This window comes from Qipengyuania oceanensis, from assembly GCF_009827535.1.
GTDB classification, from domain to species: Bacteria; Pseudomonadota; Alphaproteobacteria; order Sphingomonadales; family Sphingomonadaceae; genus Qipengyuania_C; species Qipengyuania_C oceanensis.
In genome coordinates, this window is sequence record NZ_WTYN01000001.1 from 997,477 (window position 1) to 1,018,180 (window position 20,704).

At 65.9% G+C, this 20,704-nt stretch carries 19 protein-coding genes and 1 tRNA gene; 14 read left to right on the plus strand and 6 right to left on the minus strand.

The window, feature by feature from the left end:
- Positions 1 to 40: 40 nt before the first annotated feature.
- Genes GRI48_RS14485 through GRI48_RS04850 form a run of 3 tightly spaced genes read left to right on the plus strand, consistent with a single transcriptional unit; the run spans position 41 to position 2,684 of the window.
- Positions 41 to 1,108, plus strand: a complete 1,068-nt coding sequence (locus GRI48_RS14485; RefSeq protein WP_160672198.1) for a DUF5694 domain-containing protein — start codon at positions 41 to 43, stop codon at positions 1,106 to 1,108.
- 30 nt (positions 1,109 to 1,138) lie between these two features.
- Positions 1,139 to 2,086, plus strand: coding sequence for an oxygen-dependent tRNA uridine(34) hydroxylase TrhO (gene trhO / locus GRI48_RS04845; RefSeq protein WP_160675393.1), 948 nt, complete (start codon positions 1,139 to 1,141; stop codon positions 2,084 to 2,086).
- The gene (locus GRI48_RS04850) at positions 2,079 to 2,684 is read left to right on the plus strand and encodes a glutathione S-transferase (RefSeq protein ID WP_160672201.1); all 606 of its coding nucleotides are present in this window, start codon (positions 2,079 to 2,081) and stop codon (positions 2,682 to 2,684) included. Before trhO ends, GRI48_RS04850 begins: the two co-directional genes overlap by 8 nt.
- Here GRI48_RS04850 and GRI48_RS04855 read toward each other — a convergent pair.
- The 3 genes from GRI48_RS04855 to GRI48_RS04865 all read right to left on the minus strand — a co-directional run bounded on the left by GRI48_RS04855 (position 2,681) and on the right by GRI48_RS04865 (position 6,657).
- On the minus strand, positions 2,681 to 3,796 hold the full coding sequence (locus tag GRI48_RS04855) for an ATP phosphoribosyltransferase regulatory subunit (RefSeq protein ID WP_160675396.1): 1,116 nt from the start codon (positions 3,794 to 3,796) through the stop codon (positions 2,681 to 2,683). The two genes, GRI48_RS04850 and GRI48_RS04855, sit on opposite strands and share 4 nt — an antisense overlap.
- Before the next feature lie 28 nt (positions 3,797 to 3,824).
- A complete protein-coding gene (gene serA / locus GRI48_RS04860) occupies positions 3,825 to 5,411 on the minus strand; it encodes a phosphoglycerate dehydrogenase (RefSeq protein WP_160672204.1) in 1,587 nt (528 codons plus the stop codon).
- A gap of 88 nt (positions 5,412 to 5,499) precedes the next feature.
- Entirely contained in the window at positions 5,500 to 6,657 is a 1,158-nt protein-coding gene (locus GRI48_RS04865; RefSeq protein WP_160672207.1) for a phosphoserine transaminase, read from the minus strand.
- Between the two features lie 176 nt (positions 6,658 to 6,833).
- Here GRI48_RS04865 and GRI48_RS04870 point away from each other — a divergent pair, with 176 nt between their 5' ends.
- Positions 6,834 to 7,979 carry a glycosyltransferase family 4 protein gene (locus GRI48_RS04870; protein ID WP_160675399.1) on the plus strand — a complete coding sequence of 382 codons (1,146 nt, stop codon included), beginning with the start codon at positions 6,834 to 6,836 and terminating at the stop codon, positions 7,977 to 7,979.
- A 1-nt stretch (position 7,980) separates the two neighbouring features.
- Here the strand turns inward: GRI48_RS04870 and GRI48_RS04875 are convergent, their stop codons facing one another.
- On the minus strand, positions 7,981 to 8,412 hold the full coding sequence (locus GRI48_RS04875; RefSeq protein ID WP_160672210.1) for a hypothetical protein: 432 nt from the start codon (positions 8,410 to 8,412) through the stop codon (positions 7,981 to 7,983).
- A 103-nt stretch (positions 8,413 to 8,515) separates the two neighbouring features.
- On the opposite strand from GRI48_RS04875, the gene GRI48_RS04880 reads away from it, so the two are divergent.
- The 6 genes from GRI48_RS04880 to GRI48_RS04905 all read left to right on the plus strand — a co-directional run bounded on the left by GRI48_RS04880 (position 8,516) and on the right by GRI48_RS04905 (position 14,957).
- Positions 8,516 to 9,844, plus strand: coding sequence for a replication-associated recombination protein A (locus GRI48_RS04880; RefSeq protein WP_160672213.1), 1,329 nt, complete (start codon positions 8,516 to 8,518; stop codon positions 9,842 to 9,844).
- Positions 9,841 to 10,731, plus strand: a complete 891-nt coding sequence (locus tag GRI48_RS04885) for a hypothetical protein (RefSeq protein WP_160672216.1) — start codon at positions 9,841 to 9,843, stop codon at positions 10,729 to 10,731. Before GRI48_RS04880 ends, GRI48_RS04885 begins: the two co-directional genes overlap by 4 nt.
- Before the next feature lie 50 nt (positions 10,732 to 10,781).
- Positions 10,782 to 10,857, plus strand: a tRNA-Thr gene (locus GRI48_RS04890).
- Between the two features lie 83 nt (positions 10,858 to 10,940).
- Positions 10,941 to 13,082, plus strand: coding sequence for an FAD-dependent oxidoreductase (locus GRI48_RS04895; protein ID WP_160672219.1), 2,142 nt, complete (start codon positions 10,941 to 10,943; stop codon positions 13,080 to 13,082).
- Positions 13,082 to 14,347, plus strand: coding sequence for a NupC/NupG family nucleoside CNT transporter (locus GRI48_RS04900; RefSeq protein WP_160672222.1), 1,266 nt, complete (start codon positions 13,082 to 13,084; stop codon positions 14,345 to 14,347). The genes GRI48_RS04895 and GRI48_RS04900 overlap by 1 nt, the downstream gene beginning before the upstream one ends.
- A gap of 7 nt (positions 14,348 to 14,354) precedes the next feature.
- On the plus strand, positions 14,355 to 14,957 hold the full coding sequence (locus GRI48_RS04905; RefSeq protein ID WP_160672225.1) for a CDP-alcohol phosphatidyltransferase family protein: 603 nt from the start codon (positions 14,355 to 14,357) through the stop codon (positions 14,955 to 14,957).
- On the opposite strand, the gene GRI48_RS04910 is transcribed toward GRI48_RS04905, so the two are convergent.
- Positions 14,944 to 15,735: a DUF1499 domain-containing protein gene (locus GRI48_RS04910; protein WP_160672230.1), complete on the minus strand. Its 792-nt coding sequence runs from the start codon at positions 15,733 to 15,735 to the stop codon at positions 14,944 to 14,946. The two genes, GRI48_RS04905 and GRI48_RS04910, sit on opposite strands and share 14 nt — an antisense overlap.
- A 34-nt stretch (positions 15,736 to 15,769) precedes the next feature.
- Complete coding sequence (gene queF, locus GRI48_RS04915) at positions 15,770 to 16,228, minus strand: preQ(1) synthase (RefSeq protein WP_160672233.1); 459 nt, start codon at positions 16,226 to 16,228, stop codon at positions 15,770 to 15,772.
- Between the two features lie 123 nt (positions 16,229 to 16,351).
- Between queF and GRI48_RS04920 the strand changes: the two genes are divergently transcribed.
- The 4 genes from GRI48_RS04920 (at position 16,352) to GRI48_RS04935 (ending at position 20,699) form a co-directional block, all read left to right on the plus strand.
- Positions 16,352 to 17,509, plus strand: a complete 1,158-nt coding sequence (locus GRI48_RS04920; protein ID WP_160672236.1) for a hypothetical protein — start codon at positions 16,352 to 16,354, stop codon at positions 17,507 to 17,509.
- 66 nt (positions 17,510 to 17,575) lie between these two features.
- Positions 17,576 to 18,418 carry a sulfurtransferase gene (locus tag GRI48_RS04925; RefSeq protein WP_160672239.1) on the plus strand — a complete coding sequence of 281 codons (843 nt, stop codon included), beginning with the start codon at positions 17,576 to 17,578 and terminating at the stop codon, positions 18,416 to 18,418.
- Positions 18,370 to 19,638, plus strand: a complete 1,269-nt coding sequence (metC, locus tag GRI48_RS04930) for a cystathionine beta-lyase (protein ID WP_160672242.1) — start codon at positions 18,370 to 18,372, stop codon at positions 19,636 to 19,638. The genes GRI48_RS04925 and metC overlap by 49 nt, the downstream gene beginning before the upstream one ends.
- Positions 19,635 to 20,699 (plus strand): mechanosensitive ion channel family protein, encoded by a 1,065-nt coding sequence (locus tag GRI48_RS04935; RefSeq protein WP_160672245.1) that lies wholly within the window; start codon positions 19,635 to 19,637, stop codon positions 20,697 to 20,699. Before metC ends, GRI48_RS04935 begins: the two co-directional genes overlap by 4 nt.
- The last annotated feature ends 5 nt before the right edge of the window (positions 20,700 to 20,704 follow it).

A 20,704-nucleotide genomic window follows, 5' to 3' on the forward strand; every position in this document is an offset into this window, starting at 1 on the left:
AGGCCTATGACAGCAGGGCGGCTTCCGTGGGAGTCGCCCTGTGTCGTTTCTTCTCGCCATTCTTGCCGCTGCTGCCGCTCCTGCCGTGAGCGCATCGGACCCTGTGACCATCGTCGACGAGGCCGCACGCAAGCGTGGCGATCGCTCCCAGGTCCTGGTGCTCGGCACCAGTCACTTGCGCAGCCTGCCGCGGGACTACGACCGGACCGCATTCGATCCGCTGATCGAGCGGCTGGCCGAATGGAACCCCGAAGCCATCGCGATCGAGTCGCTGTCCGGTGCGCAGTGCGATTACCTGCGCGAATACGATTTCGCCTATGACGGAACTGCGGACGGATATTGTCCGGATCCGACGGCAGCGCGCGCGGTCCTGGGCGTGACCAACGCCCAGGCGGAACAGCTGGTCGAGACTATGCTCGCCGCCCCTTTTGCCGAGCGGCCCGCCGAGCAGCGGCGACACCTCGCCGCGCTGTTCCTGGCGATGGGCGATCCCGTTTCCGCGCTGGTCCAGTGGCTCCGCCTGCCAAAAAGCGAGCGCCGCGCCGACGAGAGCCTGACGGACCCGCTGGTGGTGGAGTTGCAACGGCGCGCCGACAGCCGGAGCGAAGACAGTATCATCGCCGCGCGGGTGGCTGCCAGGCTCGGGCTCGAGCGGGTCTATGCGGTGGACGATCACACGGGCGACCGTGCGAGCGGCGACACGGACACGCCGGTCTTCGCACAGGAAATGGCACAAATCTGGGACAACGACGCCGCGAAGCGAACTCCAGCGCGTTTCGATGCCTTGCAGGCGAAATTCCTCGCCGATGGGGATGTGCTGGGCTGGTATCGCGCCATCAACGACGAAGATCACTTGCGCGACGACACAATGACCGGCGATTTTGCCGCCGCGGCAGCGTCCACCCTGCCGGGAAACACGGGTCGCAAATACCTCGCCTATTGGGAGACGCGCAACTTGCGCATGGTCGCCAACCTGCGCGAAGTCATCGGACCGGGCCGCCGGGTGCTGGCCATCGTCGGCGTGTCGCACTCCCCCTATTATCACCGCTATCTCGGCATGACGAGCGATGTCGAGCTGAGCGATCTCGGGCCGGTCCTGCGCGATTGATCGCCGGGCGGCGCGCCTGCTAGGGGCCGCCTGGTGATTGCCTCCCAGCCTGTCCGCGTTGCCGCGCTCTATCATTTCACGCGTTTCGAAGACCCGAGTGCGCTGAAACCCGGCCTGCTCGACCTGTGCGAACGGGAAGGCGTTCGCGGGACATTGCTGCTGGCACAGGAAGGCATCAACGGCACGATCGCGGGGAACGAGGCCGCGATCGACACGGTGCTTGCCCACATCCGCTCGCTATCCGGCTGCGAGGCGCTCGAAGCCAAGTTTTCACCTGCCGGGACGATGCCGTTCTACCGGATGAAAGTGCGGGTAAAGCGCGAGATCGTCACCATGGGCCAGCCCGATCTCGATCCGGTGCGGTACGTCGGCACCTATGTCGATCCGCACGACTGGAACGCGCTTATCGCGGATCCCGACACGATCCTGATCGATACCCGCAACGATTACGAGGTCGCAATCGGCACCTTCGACGGCGCGATCGACCCGCAGACCAGCAGTTTCCGCGAATTCCCGGAATGGTTTCGCGCCCGCCGCGCGGAATTCGAGGCAGAGGGCCGAACGCCCAGGATCGCCATGTTCTGCACCGGCGGCATCCGCTGCGAGAAATCGACTGCTTTCGTGCGGGCCGAAGGGATCGAAGAGGTCTATCACCTCAGGGGCGGGATCCTGAAATACCTGGAAGAAGTGCCGGAACGCGACAGCCGCTGGCACGGCGAATGCTTCGTTTTCGACGAGCGTGTCAGCGTCGGCCACGGGCTGGAACCGGGCACGCACAGCCTGTGCCGTGCCTGTCGCAGGCCGCTGAGCGAAGCCGACCTGGCGCACGAACATTACGAGGAAGGCGTCTCCTGCCACAGGTGCCACGACGAGCGCGACGACGAGCAGCGCGCCCGTTACCGCGAGCGTCACCGGCAGACCAAACTGGCCGAGAAGCGCGGCGAGGATCACATCGGCCGCAAGGAAGAGCATGGCTGAGCCGATCCTCTACAGCTTCCGACGCTGCCCCTACGCCATGCGGGCGCGCATGGCCCTCGCGATCAGCGGCGCGCCGCACGAGCACCGCGAAGTGGTGCTGCGCGAAAAGCCGCCCGAAATGGTCGAAGCCTCGCCCAAGGGGACCGTGCCCGTGCTCGTCGTCGAGGACGGGACGGTGCTCGAGGAAAGCCTGGACATCATGCACTGGGCGCTCTGCAGAAACGACCCGGAAAACTGGCTGGATCGGCAGGACGAGGCACTGCTCGCAGCGAACGACGGGCCGTTCAAGCACCACTTGGATCGATACAAGTATGCGACCCGCTACGACGATGTGGATCCGGTCGAACACGGTGCTGCGGCAGTTGCCCACCTGGGGAAGCTCGACGAACGACTGGCCGTCTCCCCCTATCTGTGCGGCGAGCGTCGCGGGTACGCAGACATCGCGATCTTTCCGTTCGTCCGGCAATTCGCGAATGCCGACCGCGAGTGGTTTGCAAACCAGCAGCTTGAAAACGTGGCCGCGTGGCTGGACGGATTGACCGGATCCGACCTGTTCGCCGCGATCATGACCAGGCACGAACCCTGGAAGGCAACCTAGAGCAGCTTGGGTTGGCCGCTTTCGAGGCGGTGGGTACAGCCGAGCGCCGCAGGATCGTCGCCATCTGAAAGCGCGGCCACCGTCCGCCAGCCGTCTGCGCGCAGGCGTTCCGCAACGCCCGCATCGTGGTCCAGCGGCAGAAACACCGACTTGCGCTTCTCGAGCGGCGGCAGCGCGCCAGCCGCCTCGACCAGCGGATCGAGATAGAGCGAAAAGCCCGTCGCCGGCTCGTCTGCCCCGCGGATGGCATAGGTGCCGCCGCGTCCCAGCGCGCCGCGCACACCATCGGCGTAGAGCGTGAAGCCGAACCAGCTCTGGTATTCGAAACCGTGCCGCTCGGTCGGGTCGAGCGTCACGCGGGCCTTGTCGCCCACGCTCGCCGCGATCTGCCGCAGGCCTTGAATGCGGCTCGCCAGCGCGCCGCCTGCATCGATTGCGGACAGCTGTTCGATCGCGGTGTCGAACGCGCCGGTGGCATAGAGCAGCGGCAGGTATGCCTCGCCGCCAGCCGCGCGCAGCCCGCCCGCATCCTTCGTGTCGAGCTCGCGCCGAACGGCGGCAATGCGATCGTCCGGCAGGGGAAAGGCCTTGTCAGCCAAAGTATCGACGAGGTCCGGCAGCGTGAAGTCGACCGAGATGCCGCTCGCCCCGGCAGCGGCCAGCGCCTCGATCGCCAGGACTACGATTTCGGAAGCCGCGGCCACGGTATCGCTGCCGATCAGTTCGGCTCCCAGTTGCAGCTTCTGCCGCGCGGGATCGAGCTGGTCCGCCTTGATGCGTGCGACCTCGCCGCCGTAGCACAGGCGCAACGGCCTGGCGGTCTCGGCCATGCTGGTCGAGGCGATGCGCCCGACCTGCACGGTAATGTCCGAGCGCAGCGCCATCGTGCCGAGGCTCACCGGGTCCACGAAGCGGAACATGGTGCGTGGCTGCACCCCGTCCATCCGCTCCGCCATCGAGCGCTCGAACTCGACCAGCGGCGGACGTACGCGATCGTAGCCGCGCGCATCCATTGCAGCGAGCGCGCCGCGCATGGCCCGCGTGAGCAGGGCCGCTTCCCTGGGCAAGCGGTCCTGCAAACCTTCGGGCAGGAGATCGTCGGGCGGTGTCATCACGCGCGTGCCTGTGCCGCAGCCCGGCCTAGAAGGAAAGCGCCTTGACCACCTTGACCCCCTCGAGCTCGCACGCCTTGCGCTCGACCTCTGGCGGGATCGGCTGGTCGACACTCAGCAGCAGCACCGCTTCGCCCCCCGCCTCGCGACGGCCGAGGTGGAAGGTACCGATGTTGATGCCGTTCTCGCCCAGCAGGGTACCGATCCGGCCGATGAATCCGGGCGCATCCTCGTTGACGATATAGAGCATGTGTCCGGCCAGCTCTGCCTCGATGCCGACGCCGAAGATCTCGACGAGGCGCGGTGCTTCGTTGCCGAACAGCGTGCCCGCGACCGAACGGTCCCCCTGGCTGGTCGCGACCGTCACGCGCAGCAGCGTGTGATAGACGCCCTCGCGATCGTGGCGCACTTCGCGCACGTCGAGACCGCGATCCTTCGCCATGTAGGGCGCGTTGACCATGTTCACGCTGTCCGAATAGCGGCGCATGAAACCGGCCAGCACGGCAGCGGTGATCGGCTTGCCCTGCAGATCGGCCGCAGCCCCTTCGCGCTCGATGCTGATCTGCGTCAGATTGCCGTGCGCCAGCTGGCTGACCAGCGAGCCCAGATTCTCCGCGAGCGCCATGTAGGGCCGCAGCTTGGGCGCTTCCTCGGCGCTCAGCGAAGGCATGTTGAGTGCATTCGTCACACCGCCGTTGACCAGGTAATCGGCCATCTGCTCGGCAACCTGGAGCGCGACATTGACCTGCGCCTCCGTGGTCGAGGCGCCGAGGTGCGGCGTGCAGATGAAGTTCTTGGTGCCGAACAGCGGATGGTCGGGCGCGGGCGGCTCGGTCTCGAACACGTCGAGCGCCGCACCCGCCACCTGGCCGCTTTCCAGCAGGTCCTTGAGCGCCGCCTCATCGACGAGGCCGCCGCGTGCGCAATTGACGATGCGCACACCGGGCTTGGCCGCTTCCATCCGCTCGCGGCTGAGGATGTTGCGGGTCTGGTCGGTCAGCGGCGTGTGCAGGCTGATGAAATCGGCCTTGCTCAGCAGCGTGTCCAGGTCCGCCTTCTCGACGCCGAGTTCGATCGCGCGATCTTCCGTCAGGAAGGGATCGTAGGCGACCACTTTCATGCGCAGGCCAAGAGCGCGGCTGGCGACGATCGAGCCGATGTTGCCCGCGCCGATCAGCCCCAGCGTCTTGCCGGTGACCTCGACGCCCATGAACGCGCTTTTGGGCCATTTGCCGGCCTGCGTCTGATCGTTCGCCTCGGGGATTTGCCGCGCCAGCGCCATCATCAGCGCGATCGCATGTTCGGCGGTGGTGATCGAATTGCCAAACGGCGTGTTCATCACGACCACGCCCTTGCTGCTGGCATAGGGAATGTCGACGTTGTCCACGCCGATCCCTGCGCGGCCGATCACCTTGAGATTGGTCGCAGCATCGATGATCTCGGCCGTAACTTTCGTCGACGACCGAATGGCGAGACCGTCGTAGTCGGCGATCCGGGCCTTCAGTTCTTCGGGGGTTTCGCCGGTTATGACGTCGACGTCGCAGCCGCGCTCTTCGAAAATCTTTGCGGCATTGGGGTCCATCTTGTCGCTGATGAGGACTTTGGGTTTGCTCATGACGGAATATTCCTGTCGTTCTTCCGGCTTTGCGCCGAGGCATTGATAGGGGAGAGGCGGCGGCCCGATGCGCGGGCCGCCAGCCGGATCAGCCGTTCTTGACGGTCTCGTAGGCCCATTCGATCCACGGCAGGAGACGCTTGAGGTCGTCCTGCTCGACCGTGCCGCCGCACCAGATGCGCAGGGACGGGGGCGCATCGCGATAACCGTTGAAGTCGTAACCCACGTCACGATCTTCGAGCAGCTTCACGATCTTCTTGGGAACGCCTGCCTTGTCCTCGTCGGAAAGGCTGTCGTACCAGTCGCCCTGGAAGACGAAGCATACGCCCGTGTTCGTCTGCTTGGCAGGGTCGGAGACCATGTTGCGCAGCCACGGGGTCGCCTCGATCCAGTCTTTCACGATCTTCGCATTGGCATCGGCGCGTTCGAACATCGCCTTGCGACCGCCCATCGCCTGCGCCCATTCGAGCGCCTCGATGTAATCTTCGGTCGCCAGCATCGACGGCGTGTTGATCGTCTCGCCGCGGAAGATCCCTTCGTTGATCTTGCCGCCCTTCTTCATGCGGAAGAGCTTGGGCAGCGGCCATTCGGGATCGTATTCCTCGATCCGCTGCACCGCCTTGGGGCTGAGGATCAGCATGCCGTGCTGGGCTTCGCTGCCCATCACCTTCTGCCAGCTATAAGTCGTGGCATCGAGCTTGGCCCAGTCCATCTCCATCGCGAAGACGGCGCTGGTGGCATCGTTGATGGTCACGCCTTCGCGCCCTTCGGCCAGCCAGTCTGTGTTCGGGATTTTCGCACCGCTCGTCGTGCCGTTCCAAGTGAAGACGACGTCGTTGTCCTGCGGGATCGACGCGAGATCGGGAATTTCGCCGTAATCGGCATCCAGCGCGGTCAACTGCGGCAGCTTGAGCTGCTTCACCGCATCCTGGATCCAGACGTTGCCGAAGCTTTCCCAGGCCGCGACGGTCGCAGGGCGATCGGGGCGCAGCATCGTCCACATCGCGCATTCCAGCGCACCGGTGTCCGACGCGGGCATGATGCCGACGAGGTAGTCGTCCGGCACGCCAAGCATCTCCTTCGACAGGTCGATGGCATATTTCAGCCGCGACTTGCCGAGGGCGCTGCGGTGCGAGCGTCCAAGCGATTCGGTCTTGAGATTGGAGGCGGACCAGCCCTTGTGCTTGGCAGTCGGTCCGGACGAAAAGAAAGGCCGCTCAGGCTTGAGCGTCGGTTCGGCAGTCATGTATTCTCTCCTTGCAGAGAGCTCGCGCGGCGTTGGGACCGCGTGGCCCGTCGGCGGCTCTAGGCGTGGCAGGATTATAGTCAAGCGCGATGATGCGCCGGTTCGACGACCAAACGGGCGGCAGGCTCGACCGGTTCCTCTCGCCAACCCGCAATCAAGGCACTATGGCGCAGCGCATGAAGACCGCCGAGCTTCGGATCGCCCTCTTCAGTGGCAATTACAACATCACCGTCGATGGGGCGAACAAGGCGCTCAATCGGCTGATGGAGTTCATGTTGCGCAAGGGGGCGGCGGTGCGGGTATATGCGCCGCAAGTCGCCGATCCGGCGTTCGCGCCGACCGGCGAGCTCGTCGGCGTGCCGAGCGTGGCGATCCCCACCCGGAGCGAGTATCGCTTCCCGCTCGGCCTGTCGGCAGCCAATCGGGCCGACCTGGAAAGCTTCGCGCCCAACATCGTCCACATCGCCTCGCCCGACATTACCGCGCACCGGGCGGTAAGCTGGGCGCGCGCGAAGGACATACCGGTATTGGCGAGCGTCCATACCCGCTTCGAAACCTATCCGCGCTATTACAACCTCGGCTTCACCGAACCCCTCATCGAGAGCGGGCTGCGCCGCCTCTATCGCCGGTGCGACGCGCTCGTCACGCCGAGCCAGTCGATGGTCGACGTGCTGCGCGAGCAGGGCATGAACCGGGATATCTCGATCTGGTCGCGCGGTGTCGATCGCGGTGTCTTCTCCTCCGACCGGCGGGACCTCGAATGGCGCCGCTCGCTGGGCATCGCCGATAGCGATGTCGCCATCGTGTTCCTGGGGCGGCTGGTGATGGAGAAGGGGCTGGACGTCTTTGCCGAGAGCATCGTCGCCCTGCGCCGCAGCCAGATGCCGCACAAGGTGCTGGTGATCGGCGACGGTCCGGCGCGAAAGTGGTTCGAACAGAACCTGCCCGGCGGCATCTTTGCCGGTTTCCAGTCAGGCCCGGACCTCGGCCGCGCCCTCGCCAGCGGGGACGTATTCTTCAACCCTTCCATCACCGAGACCTTCGGCAACGTCACTCTCGAAGCGATGGCCTGCGGCTTGCCGGTGGTGGCGGCAGGCGCGACCGGGAGCACCAGCCTGGTCGAGGACGGCGTGACCGGAACACTCGTCGGCACGCTCGATCCAAAGGCCTTCGCCGATGCGCTGGCGCCCTATTGCACAGACCCCGCCCTGCGCGAGCGTCACGGGGCGGCAGGCGAAACGCGCAGCAGGCAGTACGACTGGGATTCGATCAACCAGGCAGTGGCGGACACCTATACCCGGCTGGTCGAAGCGCGCCGCTGACCTAGCGCAGCACGCCTGCTCGGCGTTGGCGAGCCGCGTAATAGAGCAGCAGGATCTGCACCGCCCAGATGACCGCGTTGAACAAGTGCACACCGGGCATGTCGATGCTTGCAGGCCATGGCTGGGTGTACTGAACGACCGTCACCACTGCGAGGCCCACCAGCGAAATCGCCGCCGCCGGAATTGCGAAGCGGCTGCGCAGCAGGAGCAGGACGCTGGCGGCGAAGGCTCCCCAGACACCGAGCGCCCAGAAAAAGACCTGCCATGCCGGGAAGTTCATGAAATACTCGCGGGCGTCCGCTTCGAAACCTGCCAGGTAGCTGTCCGGGAAGGCATGGGTTCCGACATAGTCGACCACGCCCCCAAGGTTGAACAGCAAGGTCACGATACCCACTGCCCAAAGGTGCCACGGCGCTTTCACTGATTTGCTCATTGCACGTCTCCCCCGATCCACGATCGTCGCGCAACCCTTCGCGGATCATAACCGTGTCGGCGGTGATGGCAAATCGGGATGCGAGCACTTATCTTGGCCGGCGATGCCCGATCTGTTTGCCGAAGACCCTCCTCAACCCGGCCGCGAGCGCCTGCGCGAAGATGCCCCGCTGGCCGACCGGCTTCGTCCGCGCGCGCTCGGCGAGGTCGTCGGCCAGGAACATCTGACCGGCCCGGAAGGGGCGATCGGACGGATGGTGGCCGCAGGCAAACTCTCCAGCATGATCCTGTGGGGTCCGCCCGGCACGGGCAAGACCAGCATCGCGCGCCTGCTCGCCGATGCCGTGGGAATGCGGTTCGAGGCGGTCAGCGCGGTCTTTTCAGGCGTCGCGGACCTCAAGAAAGCCTTTGCCGCGGCCGACAGGGCTGCCGAAGCCGGTCAACGCACGCTGCTGTTCGTCGACGAGATTCACCGCTTTAATCGCGCACAGCAGGACGGTTTTCTGCCATTCGTGGAGCGCGGGACGGTGACGCTCGTCGGCGCGACGACCGAGAACCCCAGCTTCGAACTGAACGCCGCGTTGCTCAGCCGCGCGCAGGTTCTGATCCTCCACCGGCTCGATGCGGCCGCGCTCGGACAATTGCTCGACAAAGCCGAGGAACTCGAAGGCCCCCTGCCCCTGACGGACACCGCGCGCGAGGCTCTCGTAGCCAGCGCGGATGGCGACGGGCGTTTCCTGCTCAACCAGGCCGAAACGCTTTACGCCGCGCAGATCGGTGTCGATGGTTCCGGGCCGCTCGATCCCGAGGGGCTGGGCAAGTTCCTGCAGCGCCGCGTCGCGGTCTACGACAAGGATCGCGAGGGCCACTACAATCTCATCAGCGCGCTGCATAAATCGGTTCGCGGCTCGGACCCGCAGGCAGCCCTGTACTATCTCGCGCGGATGATGGTCGCCGGCGAGGAGCCGCTCTATCTCCTGCGCCGGCTGGTGCGCATGGCGGTCGAGGACATCGGCCTTGCCGATCCCAATGCGCTGACCCAGTGCCTCGCGGCCAAGGACGCCTACGAATTCCTGGGCTCTCCCGAGGGCGAACTCGCGATCGCGCAGGCCTGCATCTACCTTGCCACCGCACCCAAATCGGTCGCCGCGTACAAGGCGCAGAAGGCCGCGTGGCGCAGCGCGAAGGAAACCGGCAGCCTGATGCCGCCGATGAACATCGTCAACGCGCCGACGAAGCTGATGAAGGATGTGGGGTACGGCAAGGGTTACCAGTACGACCCCGATGTGGCCGACGGTTTTTCCGGTGCCAACTACTGGCCCGACGAGATGGAGCCGCAGACCTACTACCAGCCGGTCGAGCGCGGATTTGAGCGCGAGATAGCTAAACGCCTCGATTATTGGGACAAGCTGCGGCGCGAGAAGCAGGGTTGAAGCCGGGGCGTTTCCGCCACTTTCTCGCGATCGACTGGTCGGGCGCCGCAGGCGAACGGCACAAGGGAATCGCGATGGCGCTGGCCGATGCGGGGGGCGGCCCGCCGGTGCTGGTCGATCCGCCGAAGCGCGGCTGGTCGCGTAGCGAGATCCTCGCCCTCCTTCGTGACGATCTTCCGCCCGAAACGCTGGTCGGCATGGATCTCGGCATCGCGCTGCCGCATGCAGATTGCGGCGCGTACTTTCCCGAAAGCGACGTCCTGCTGCCGGACGCGCCCGCGCTGTGGGCGCTGATCGACGATATCTGCGAAGCGGACGAGCATCTCGCGGCGAGCGCCTTCACCGACCACTGCGATTACGCTCCCTATTTCCGCCGCCACGGCGGCCGACAGGGCGAGCATTTCGGGTGTGACGGGGCTGCGCATGGCCGCGGCCGTTTTCGCGTCACCGAGCACGCGCAGTCCCGGCAGGGTTGCAAGCCCTATTCGAACTTCAATCTGGTCGGCGCGGCACAGGTCGGCAAATCGAGCCTCACGGGGATGCGGATGCTCAACCGCTTGCGCGGCCGTTTGCCAGTCTGGCCGATCGACCCGCTGCCGACGCAGGGCTCGGTCGTGGTCGAGATCTACACCACGCTCGCCGCGATGGAGGCCGGGCGCAGTGCCGGCCGTGCGAAGATGCGAAACGTCGCAGAACTGAACGACGCGCTGGCAGCGCTCGGCTCCCCGATCGTCAAAGGCGATGGGGCGATCGACGATCACTCGTCCGATGCGCTGCTGACCGCTGCCTGGTTACGAGTGGTCGCGCACGAGCCGCAGCGCTGGGCGCCGCAGGGCCTCACACCGCAGGTCGCACGCACGGAAGGGTGGACTTTCGGCGCGTTCTGAACGAAGGGGCTGGCCGCCTCGATGACGTTCGGCATCGGGGCCGAGGGAATGCCGGTTTAGCTCAGTTGGTAGAGCAGTTGATTTGTAATCATCAGGCCGGGGGTTCGAATCCTCCAACCGGCACCACCTTTCCGACTATTCGCACCCTCGCCAAGCGGACTGCTGCTGTGTAACCGTTCCCTTCAAGGGACCGCGCGACGGGAGGACGCATGAAGAAGCTGGCATTGCTGGTGCTGATCGTGAGCGCGATCGCGGCGTTCTTCGCGTTCGGCGGCAGCGAATATCTCTCGCTCGAATACGTGAAGTCGCAGCGCGAGGCTTTCGACGCCTTTTACGAGGCCCGGCCCGTCCTCGCGATCGGCGTGTTCTTCCTGATTTACGTCGCGGTAACGGCGCTGTCTCTGCCGGGTGCGGCGATCATGACGCTGGCGGCGGGATATCTCTTCGGCCTCATCGTCGGGACGATTCTCGTCAGCTTCGCATCCACTATCGGCGCGACGCTGGCTTTCCTTTCCGCCCGTTTCATCCTGCGCGACTGGGTGCAGGCAAGGTTCGGCGAGCGGCTGCGCGCTATCAACCGCGGCGTGGAGAAGGACGGCGCGCTCTACCTGTTCTCGCTGCGGCTGGTCCCCGCCTTCCCCTTCTTCGTCGTCAACATGCTGATGGGCCTCACGCCGATCCGCGTATGGACGTATTTCTGGGCGAGCCAGCTGGGCATGTTTCTGGGCACGGTGGTCTACGTCAATGCGGGTACGCAGTTGGCCGAGGTCGAGAGACTTGGCGATATCGTTACACCCGCGCTGATCGGCAGCTTCGTCGCGCTCGGCCTGCTGCCCTGGGTCGGCAAGGCGATCATGGCCGCGATCAAGCGGCGCAAGGTCTATCCGGGATATCGCAAGCCGAAGAAGTTCGATCGCAATCTCGTCGTTATCGGAGCAGGATCGGCGGGTCTCGTCAGCTCGCTGATCGCGGCGACCGTCAATGCGAAGGTCACGCTGGTGGAGGCAAGGCAGATGGGAGGCGATTGCCTCAACACTGGCTGCGTGCCGTCGAAGGCGATCCTGGCGAGCGCGCATGTCGCATACGCCATGAAGACCGCGGATGCCTACGGTATCGCCCCGGTCAGGCCCGAGGTTGACTTTCCCGCCGTCATGGCGCGCGTGCGCGCTGTGATCGCGGCAATCGAGCCGAACGACAGCGTCGAACGCTACACGGGCCTCGGGGTCGACGTGCTCGAAGGTTATGCGACAATCATCGACCCGTGGACCGTCGAGGTCGCCTTGAACGAGGGCGGGACCAGGCGGCTGACGACGCGCGGTATCGTGATCGCTGCCGGGGCCGAGCCGGTCGTGCCGCCGATCCCGGGGATCGAGAATAGCGGCTACCTCACCAGCGAGACGCTGTGGGACGAGTTTTCGAAGCTGAGCGAAATGCCATCGCGCATCGCCGTGCTCGGCGGCGGGCCGATCGGGTGCGAGCTGGCGCAGGCTATGGCGCGGCTCGGAGCGCAGGTTTCCCTAGTCGAGATGGGCGATCGCATCCTGCCGAACGAGGATGAAGACGCGGCTTCGGTGGCCCGGCAGGCGCTCGAACGATCGGGCGTTTCGGTCCTGACCGGTCACAAGGCGGTACGAATCGACGGGTCAGACACGCTCGTCGCCGAGGCGGGCGGGCTGGAACGCGAAATCGGCTACGATGCGCTGATCGTGGCGGTCGGGCGCAAGGCGCGACTGTCTGGCTACGGCCTCGAGAGCATCGGCATCGACACCGACAGGACCGTCGTGACCGACGACTTCCTCGCGACGAAATTCCCGAACATCTTTGCTGCGGGCGATGTCGCCGGACCCTATCAGTTCACCCATGTCGCAAGCCATCAGGCGTGGTACGCCACGGTCAACGCACTGTTCGGCACCTTCCGCAAGTTCCGCGCCGATTACAGGGTGATACCCCACGTCACCTACCTCGATCCCGAGATCGCGCGCGTCGGACTGAGCGAGGCCGAGGCGAGCGCGCAAGGCATCGAGCACGAAGTCTCCCGCTACGAACTTGCGGAAAGCGACCGCGCACTGGCCGAAGGCGCGAGCGCCGGCTTCGTGAAGGTCCTCACACCGCCCGGCAAGGACACGATCCTGGGCGTCACCATCGTCGGCGCGCATGCCGGAGAGCTGCTGGCTGAATATGCGCTGGCGATGCGCCACAAGCTCGGCCTCAACGCGATCCTGCAGACCGTCCACGCCTATCCGACACTGGCCGAGGCCAACAAGTTCGCCGCCGGCGAATGGCGCAAGGCCAACAAGCCCGACAGGCTGCTGGATTTCGCGGGTAAGTACTTCGCCTGGCGGCGCGGTTGATGGACTGGCTCGTGAACCTGCAGGGCCTGCTCGGCCTGCCCGTGCTGCTCGCCATAGGCTGGGCCTTCAGCGAAAACCGTGCCGAGCGGCCGGGCTGGCTGTGGATCGGCGGCGCGCTGGTGCTGCAACTGGTGCTGGCCCTGGTGATCCTGCGCGTGCCGATCGTCTGGAGCATCATCACGCTCGCCAACGAAGGCGTCACCGCGATCGAGCGGGCCACGCTCGAAGGCTCGAGCTACATGTTCGGCTATCTCGGCGGGGCCGACCTGCCCTTCGCGCTGAAGGATGGCGCGAGCGCACCGGTGATCATCGCTTTCCAGATCCTGCCGCTGGTCATCGTGCTGTCGGCGCTCGCTGCGCTGCTATGGCACTGGGGGGTGCTGCAATTCTTCGTGCGCGGGCTGTCATGGGCGCTGCAGCGCACGCTCGGCGTGAGCGGGGTGGTCGGCCTTGCCGGCGGGGCGAACATGTTCCTCGGCGTCGTCGAGAGCCCACTGGCGGTGCGCGGCTATTTCGCGAAAATGAGCAGGGCGGAGCTGTTCGCGGTCATGGTGCTGGCGATGGCGACGATCAGCGGCGCGATCCTCATTCTCTATGCCACCACGCTGTCGAAGACCGTGCCCGATGCGGTCGGCCACATGATCGCGGCCAGCCTGATCTCGCTGCCGGCGGCCGTGCTGCTCGCCAGGATCATGGTCCCGGGGGACGGCAGGACGGAGGAGGACCGCGAGGATCCCGGCCTCACCTACGACAGTTCCATCGACGCGATCACCCGTGGCACGATGGACGGGATGCAACTGTTCCTCGCCGTGATCGCGGTTATCATCGTGATCTTTGCGCTGGTCGCGCTGGTCGACCAGGTGCTCGCGCTGCTGCCGTTGATCGGCGGCGAGGAGCTGAGCCTTAAGCGCTTGTTCGGCTGGTTGTTCGCGCCGCTCATGTGGCTTGTCGGCGTACCGTGGGGCGAGGCGCAGGCGGCCGGAGGGCTGATGGGGACCAAGGCGATCCTCAACGAATACGTCGCCTATCTCGAACTGGCCGCGCTTCCCGCCGACACCTTCAGCCCGCGCACCCTGCTGATCGTGACCTATGCGCTGTGCGGCGTCGCCAATCTCGCCAGCGTCGGCCTGCTTGTCTCGACGATCGGGACGCTCTGCCCCGAGCGGCGAGCGGAGGTAGCGCAGCTGGGCATGAAGAGCTGGATCGCGGGCAATCTCGCGACGCTGATGACCGGGGCGATGATCGGCCTCGTCACCTGGAGCTGAGGCGGCGATGCTCGATGCCCGGCTGCGCCCGCTGATCGATCCGCCATTGAACGCGATGGGCCGGACGCTGGCGCGAGCAGGCGTGAGTGCGAACTGGCTGACGTTCTGCGGGCTCGCCATCGGGCTTGCCGGCGCCGCGGCGATAGCTTCTGGACATTTCGGCTGGGGCCTTGCCTTGGCGCTCGCCAACCGCGTGCTCGACGGGCTGGACGGGGCGGTCGCGCGGGCGAGCCAGCCGACCGACCTCGGCGGATATTTCGATATCGTCGCCGATTTCGCCTTCTACGTCAGCGTGCCGGTCGCTTTCGGAATTCTCGACCCAGCAAACCTCCTGCCCGCACTCGTACTGGCGGCCAGCTTCGTGCTGACCGGTACCAGCTTCCTCGCCTTCGCCGTCATCGCCGCCAAGCGCGGGGAAGAAACCGAGGCGCACGGCCGCAAGAGCTTCTTCTACTCGACCGGGCTTGCCGAGGGGACGGAAACCGTAGTCATCTTCGCGTTGATGGCGCTTGTCCCGGCGTGGTTCGTCCCGCTCGCCTGGGGGTATGCGGCGCTGTGCGTGCTGACTGTCATCCAGCGCAGCGCGCTGGCCTGGATCACGTTTCGGTGAACTTTGCCGCCACTGCCGCGCGCAATTCGCGGACGCGGTCGGCATTGGCGCCCAGGTCCGACTTGCCGACCCGGCTGACCGATCGGAAATCGATCCGCGTGCCGTTGTCGACGCCACGCACCCGCGCCACGACATCGTCCTTGAAGCCGAACCAGAAAGTTTCGGCCACGCCCTCTACCCGGTTGTCCTGCGGTATCGCGCGCACATCCGCGAGGCCGAATTCCATCATCGCGGCCTGAACCTTGGGCAGAACCTCGGCCGGGGGCGCGGCGACGAGCAGCGGATCGAGGTCGGGATAAAGCTGCGGCAGCAGGCTGGCGTAGGTTTCTTCCGCGATATCGGGCATGCCACCATCGCCGATCGGCTCGCCATAGTTGCGGATCGGGTTCATGTCCTCGGCCGCGCGCGCATCGATCACCCCTTGCGAGAAGGTCGGCGGATCGCGGAAATCGGTCGCCACGTCATGGATCGGATTGCCCATCGCCCGCTCGCGCATCCCGCCCAGCGTGACGAAAGCGAGCACCGGGACTGCCAGCGCGACCAAAGCCATCGCCCAGCCCTTTCGCGGTGCGCGAACCAGGCACCAGACGAGCGCGACCAGCGCCACCAGCGCAACGATACCAAGGATGATAGGCCCGGCAGTCACGGTCAGCAGGCCGAGGCCCGTCTGCCAGCCCCACAGGCCGAATTTCGTGCCGAGCGCCGCGATAGCGAAATAGACCGGAGTCAGCAGCGCCAGGATCAGCGCGATCCGCGCCAGCTTGTAACTCTTGCTCATGCTGCTTCGTCCCCCTTGGTGTGCCGGAGCAATCCTAGCCTCTTCCGCGATAAGATGCCACGCCCTGATCCGGCACCCACAGGCCTGCGGGCGGCGGACCGCTCTGCCAGAAAACATCGATCGGTATGCCGCCACGCGGATACCAGTAGCCGCCGATGCGCAGCCACTCTGGCTTCATTTCGGCGGTGAGGCGCTGGCCGATGCCGACCGTCACGTCCTCGTGAAAGCCGCAGTGATTGCGAAAACTGCCGAGGAACAGCTTGAGAGACTTCGATTCCACGATCGTCTTGCCCGGCGCGTAATCGATCACGAGATGCGCGAAATCGGGCTGGCCGGTGACCGGGCACAGCGAGGTGAATTCGGGCGCGGCGAAGCGAACGAGATACTGCGTCCCTTCGCGCGGATTGGCCACGTAATCGAGCTGCGCCAGATCCGGGCTGTCGGGGAGCTCGCTCTGCTTGCCGAGCTGGGTCGTCTGGGGTGTGTCTGCCATGCCGCGCTGATGCAACGAAGTTGGCGAGCGCACAAGCGCGGGGGTTCATTCCCGAGGATTAAGTGCCTATTCAGCGCGGCGCGGCAAGAGGCCGCTCCTTCGCGACAAACAGCCAAGAAAACGATGCGCCGAAATATCGCAGCACTGCCGCTATCCGCCCTTGCCCTGGCTCTTGCCTGGTCAACTCCGGCGGCTGCTCAAAGCGTGCAGGACTTCCGACTGCCCACGCCCACGCCGACGCCAACCGGCCCGGCGGTGCAGGGCCCGGTGGACGATTCGGGGATCATCCCGCGCGCGCCGCGGGCGGTGAACACGCCGCGTCCCACGCCGACCGCGACACCGGCACCGACGCCGACACCGCGCGCGACTGCTGTAGCCACGCCCACGCCTCGGCCCACGGCTAGCGCCAGCCCGGCGCCCGGTTCGCTCGATCGCCCGCGCCCGGCGCCGCGCGTCACCACCGAGCCAAGCCCGCTGCCCAGCAGGGGAATACCTCCAACGATCCCCGGGAATGCGGCCGGAACACCCGACGCGACGCTACCGCAGGCCGAGGCGCTGCCGACCGGCGCGCCCTTGCCCCTGCCACAGACGCGCGCCACGCAGGCTCCCATAGCGAGCGAGGAATTGCCCGCCGACGACGGTGCATGGCCGTGGCCCTGGCTGCTGCTCGCGGTCGTCGCCGCCCTCGGCGCCGGGTATTTCCTGCGCCGCAGGAAATCGGTCGACGCGCCGCCGCCAGTGATCGAGCGTCCCCTGGTCGCAGCCAGCGACAGCGAGGTTCGCCCCGCCGGCGCTCCGGCCAGCGGCAAGCCGATCGCGATCAAGGCCGAAGCGCTCAAGCTCAGTCGCAGCCTGATGAATGCCACGCTCCACTACCGCCTCACGCTGACCAACCGGACCACTTCGGTGCTGACCAATCTCTCCGTCGCTGGGGACATGATCGGGGCCCGCAACGGCACACCGATCGACCAGCAGAAGGCCGATGCGTCTTTCGAGATGCCGCAAAGGCACGAGATCAAGCGGATGGCGCCGGGCCAGACGCTCGACCTCACGGGCACGATCCAACTCCCGCTGCACGCCATCGAGCCGATCCGGCGCGGCAGCACGCCGCTGTTCGTGCCACTGATGCGGTGGCGCGCCGCCAGTGGCGCGATCGACCCGGTCGCGCGAACCTTCGTGGTCGGGATGCTACCAGGCGAAACTGGCGGCAAGCTTCAGCCGTTCCGGCTCGACGAACACCCGCAGACCTATTCGCAGATCGGCCAGCGCCCACTCGACTGACCGGCGGCCGCCAGCCGTCCGACAGGCCACTCGACGGGGCCGCATCGGCGGGCTAACCCCCGCATCATGGACTTGCTCGTTTCGACCGACTGGCTCGCCGATGAACTCGGCGCCGCAGACCTCGTGGTGTTGGATGCTTCCGCACACCTGCCCGCCGCGAACCGCGACCCTGCCGCCGACTTCGCCGAGGCACATGTGCCCGGCGCACGTTTCCTCGACCTGCCGAGCCTCAAGGATCCGCAGTCTCCCGTGCCGAACGCCATCCCGACCCGCGACCAGCTGGAAAAGAGGTTGCGCGATCTCGGCGTGAACGCCGGCGACCGTATCGTGCTGTACGACGACAGCATGGTGAAGACCTCTGCGCGAGCATGGTTCATGCTGCGCCATTACGATTACCCGCATGTCGCAATCCTCGACGGGGGACTGGGCAAATGGAAAGCCGAGGGTCGCCCTCTCGAGAGCGGATCGGCTGCCTGTGAGAAGGGCGACATCACGCTCAAAACGGCGCGCGACGACGTGCGCAGCAAGGCGGACATGCTCGCCAATATCGGCAGTGGGCAAGAGCAGGTGATCGACGCACGCGATGCTGGCCGCTTCACCGGCGAAACGGTCGATGCCGTGCACGACCTTCCCGGCGGCCACATTCCCGGTGCGCGCAACCTGTTCTTTGGCGATCTCTTCGCAGCCGACGGGACTTTCCTCCCGCGTGACGAACTGGCGGCGAGGTTCGAGGCCGCGGGCGTCGATACGGGACGTCCGATCGCGGCGAGTTGCGGTAGCGGCGTGACGGCTTCGGTCGTGCTGTTCGCGCTGCAGATGCTGGGAGAGGACGGCGCGCTCTACGATGGCAGCTGGAGCGAATGGGGCGCCGACCCCGTAACTCCGAAGGCGACCGGGCCGGCCGCGTGAGCGACAGCGTGAAACCTCGCGGCGATGCGACCCGCGCAGTCGAGGTCGGGCGCAAGCGGCAGTGGACCTCGCTCCCCGATCAGGCCGGCAGCGTGGTCAATCCACCGGTCTGGCGCGCAAGCACGCATCTTTATGACGATGCGGACGACCATGCCGGCGGCAGGCCGAACGAGGACGGCCATTTCTTCTACGGCCGGCGCGGCGGACCGACGCAATGGGCGCTCGCCGAAGCGCTCACCGAACTCGAACCGGGGGCCGATAGTACCTTGCTGTTTCCCAGCGGCGTCGCGGCCATCGCCACGACGCTGCTCGCGCTGACGCGTCCGGGCGACGAGATACTTTTCACCGACAACGCCTACGAGCCGACCCGCAATATCGCGATGGGCCTGCTCAAGGCGCACGGAGTCTCTCCCGTCGCGTTCGATCCGCTGGATCTCGACGGCTTTCCCGCGCTGTTCACCGACAGGACCAGGGCCGTGATGCTGGAAAGCCCCGGCAGCCTGACGATGGAAGTGTGCGACGTCCCTGCGCTCGCCGCCATCGCACGCGAGCATGGCGCGACCACCGTTCTCGACAACACTTGGGCCAGCCCGCTGGGCTTCGCCGCGATCGAGCATGGCTGCGACGTCAGCGTCATGTCGCTGACAAAGCACGTCGGCGGCCATTCCGACCTGATGATGGGATCGGCAAGCGGCACTGCCAGGGCAATGGCGCGCATCCGCCGCCATGCGCAGTTCCTCGGCCAGGTCGTCTCGCCGGACGATGCATCGCTCGCGCTGCGGGGTCTCAGGACCATGCCGCTGCGGCTTGGGCGCTCGACCGCCTCGGCAACCGCGGTCGCTCGCTGGCTCGCCGATCGCAAGGAAGTGTCTGCGGTGCTCTGCCCGATGCTGCCGGGAGCCACCGGCCACGAGCTCTGGCTGCGCGATTTCACGGGTGGCTGCGGCCTGTTCAGCTTCATCCTCGCCGATGGTGCGGACGAGGCGGCACGACGCCGCCTGCTCGACGGAGCCGAGTTGTTCGGCATCGGCTTCAGCTGGGGCGGCTTCGAAAGCCTCGTCACTCCGTTCGATCCCGCTCCGATCCATGGCTTGCGCGCCTGGCCGCCGGGGATCGACACCGGTTCGGGGCTAGGCGTGCGGCTCTCGATCGGGCTAGAAGATCCCGACGATCTGATCGCGGACCTCGATGCCGCCTTTGCAGCCATGGGACGGGCATGAGCGCCAGCGCAACACCACAGCCGACCGCCACGCCGACGGAAGAACCGCCGATCCAGCAGGCGTGGAGCCTGGCCAAGGACGCGCCCGCAGAAGAGGGCGTTCGCGCATCCGAAGGGCTGAAGGAAGCGGTCTCGGCCAAGAGCGATACAGCCGGTTCGGTGATCCAGTCGCTCGACGATTTCGCCCTCGATTTCGGCGATTTCCACGTGTCCCTGTGGGATATCATCGTCGTCCTCGGCGTCATCGCACTGGTGCTGCTGGCCGCCTACCTGCTCAGCAAGTTCAGCCATTACATGCTCGGGCGCTTCACCAAGCTCGACAGCACGCAGCGGCTGCTGGGCGAAAAGCTGCTTACCATCGCGATCTGGGGCATGGCCTTCTTCCTGGGCATCGACCTGCTCGGGATCGACCTGACCGCGCTGGCGGTGTTCTCGGGCGCCTTCGGCCTTGCGATCGGTTTCGGCTTGCAGAAGACGTTCGGTAACCTGATCGCCGGGATCATCCTGCTGATGGACAAGTCGATCAAGCCGGGCGATGTCATCGCGGTGGCGGACACCGCGGGTAACGAGACGTTCGGCCAGATCCGCAAGATCGGTATCCGCGCCGTTTCGGTGACCACCCGCGACCAGCGCGAATACCTGATCCCGAACGAAAACCTGATGATCAATCAGGTCGAAAACTGGTCCTATTCCTCGAAGAACGTGCGGATGCAGGTGCCCGTCGGCATCAGCTATTCGTGTGACCTTGGAAAGGCCGAGGAACTCATGCTGGAAGCGGCCAAGGCCTGTTCGCGAGTTCTAAAGTCACCCCCGCCCACGGTCTGGCTCAGCGGCTACGGCGATAGCTCGGTCGACTTCATCATCCACTGCTGGATCCGCGATCCCGAGGATGGTGTGGGCAATGTCCGGTCCGAAGTGCTCAAGAAGCTATGGTACCTGTTCCAGGAAGCGGGGATCGAGATCCCCTTCCCGCAGCGCGACCTCAACCTGCGCAACAACCAGCAGTTCGAGCAGCTGATCGCGGCGATCTCGCAACGGATGGACCAGCGCAAGGACGGCTGATCGCC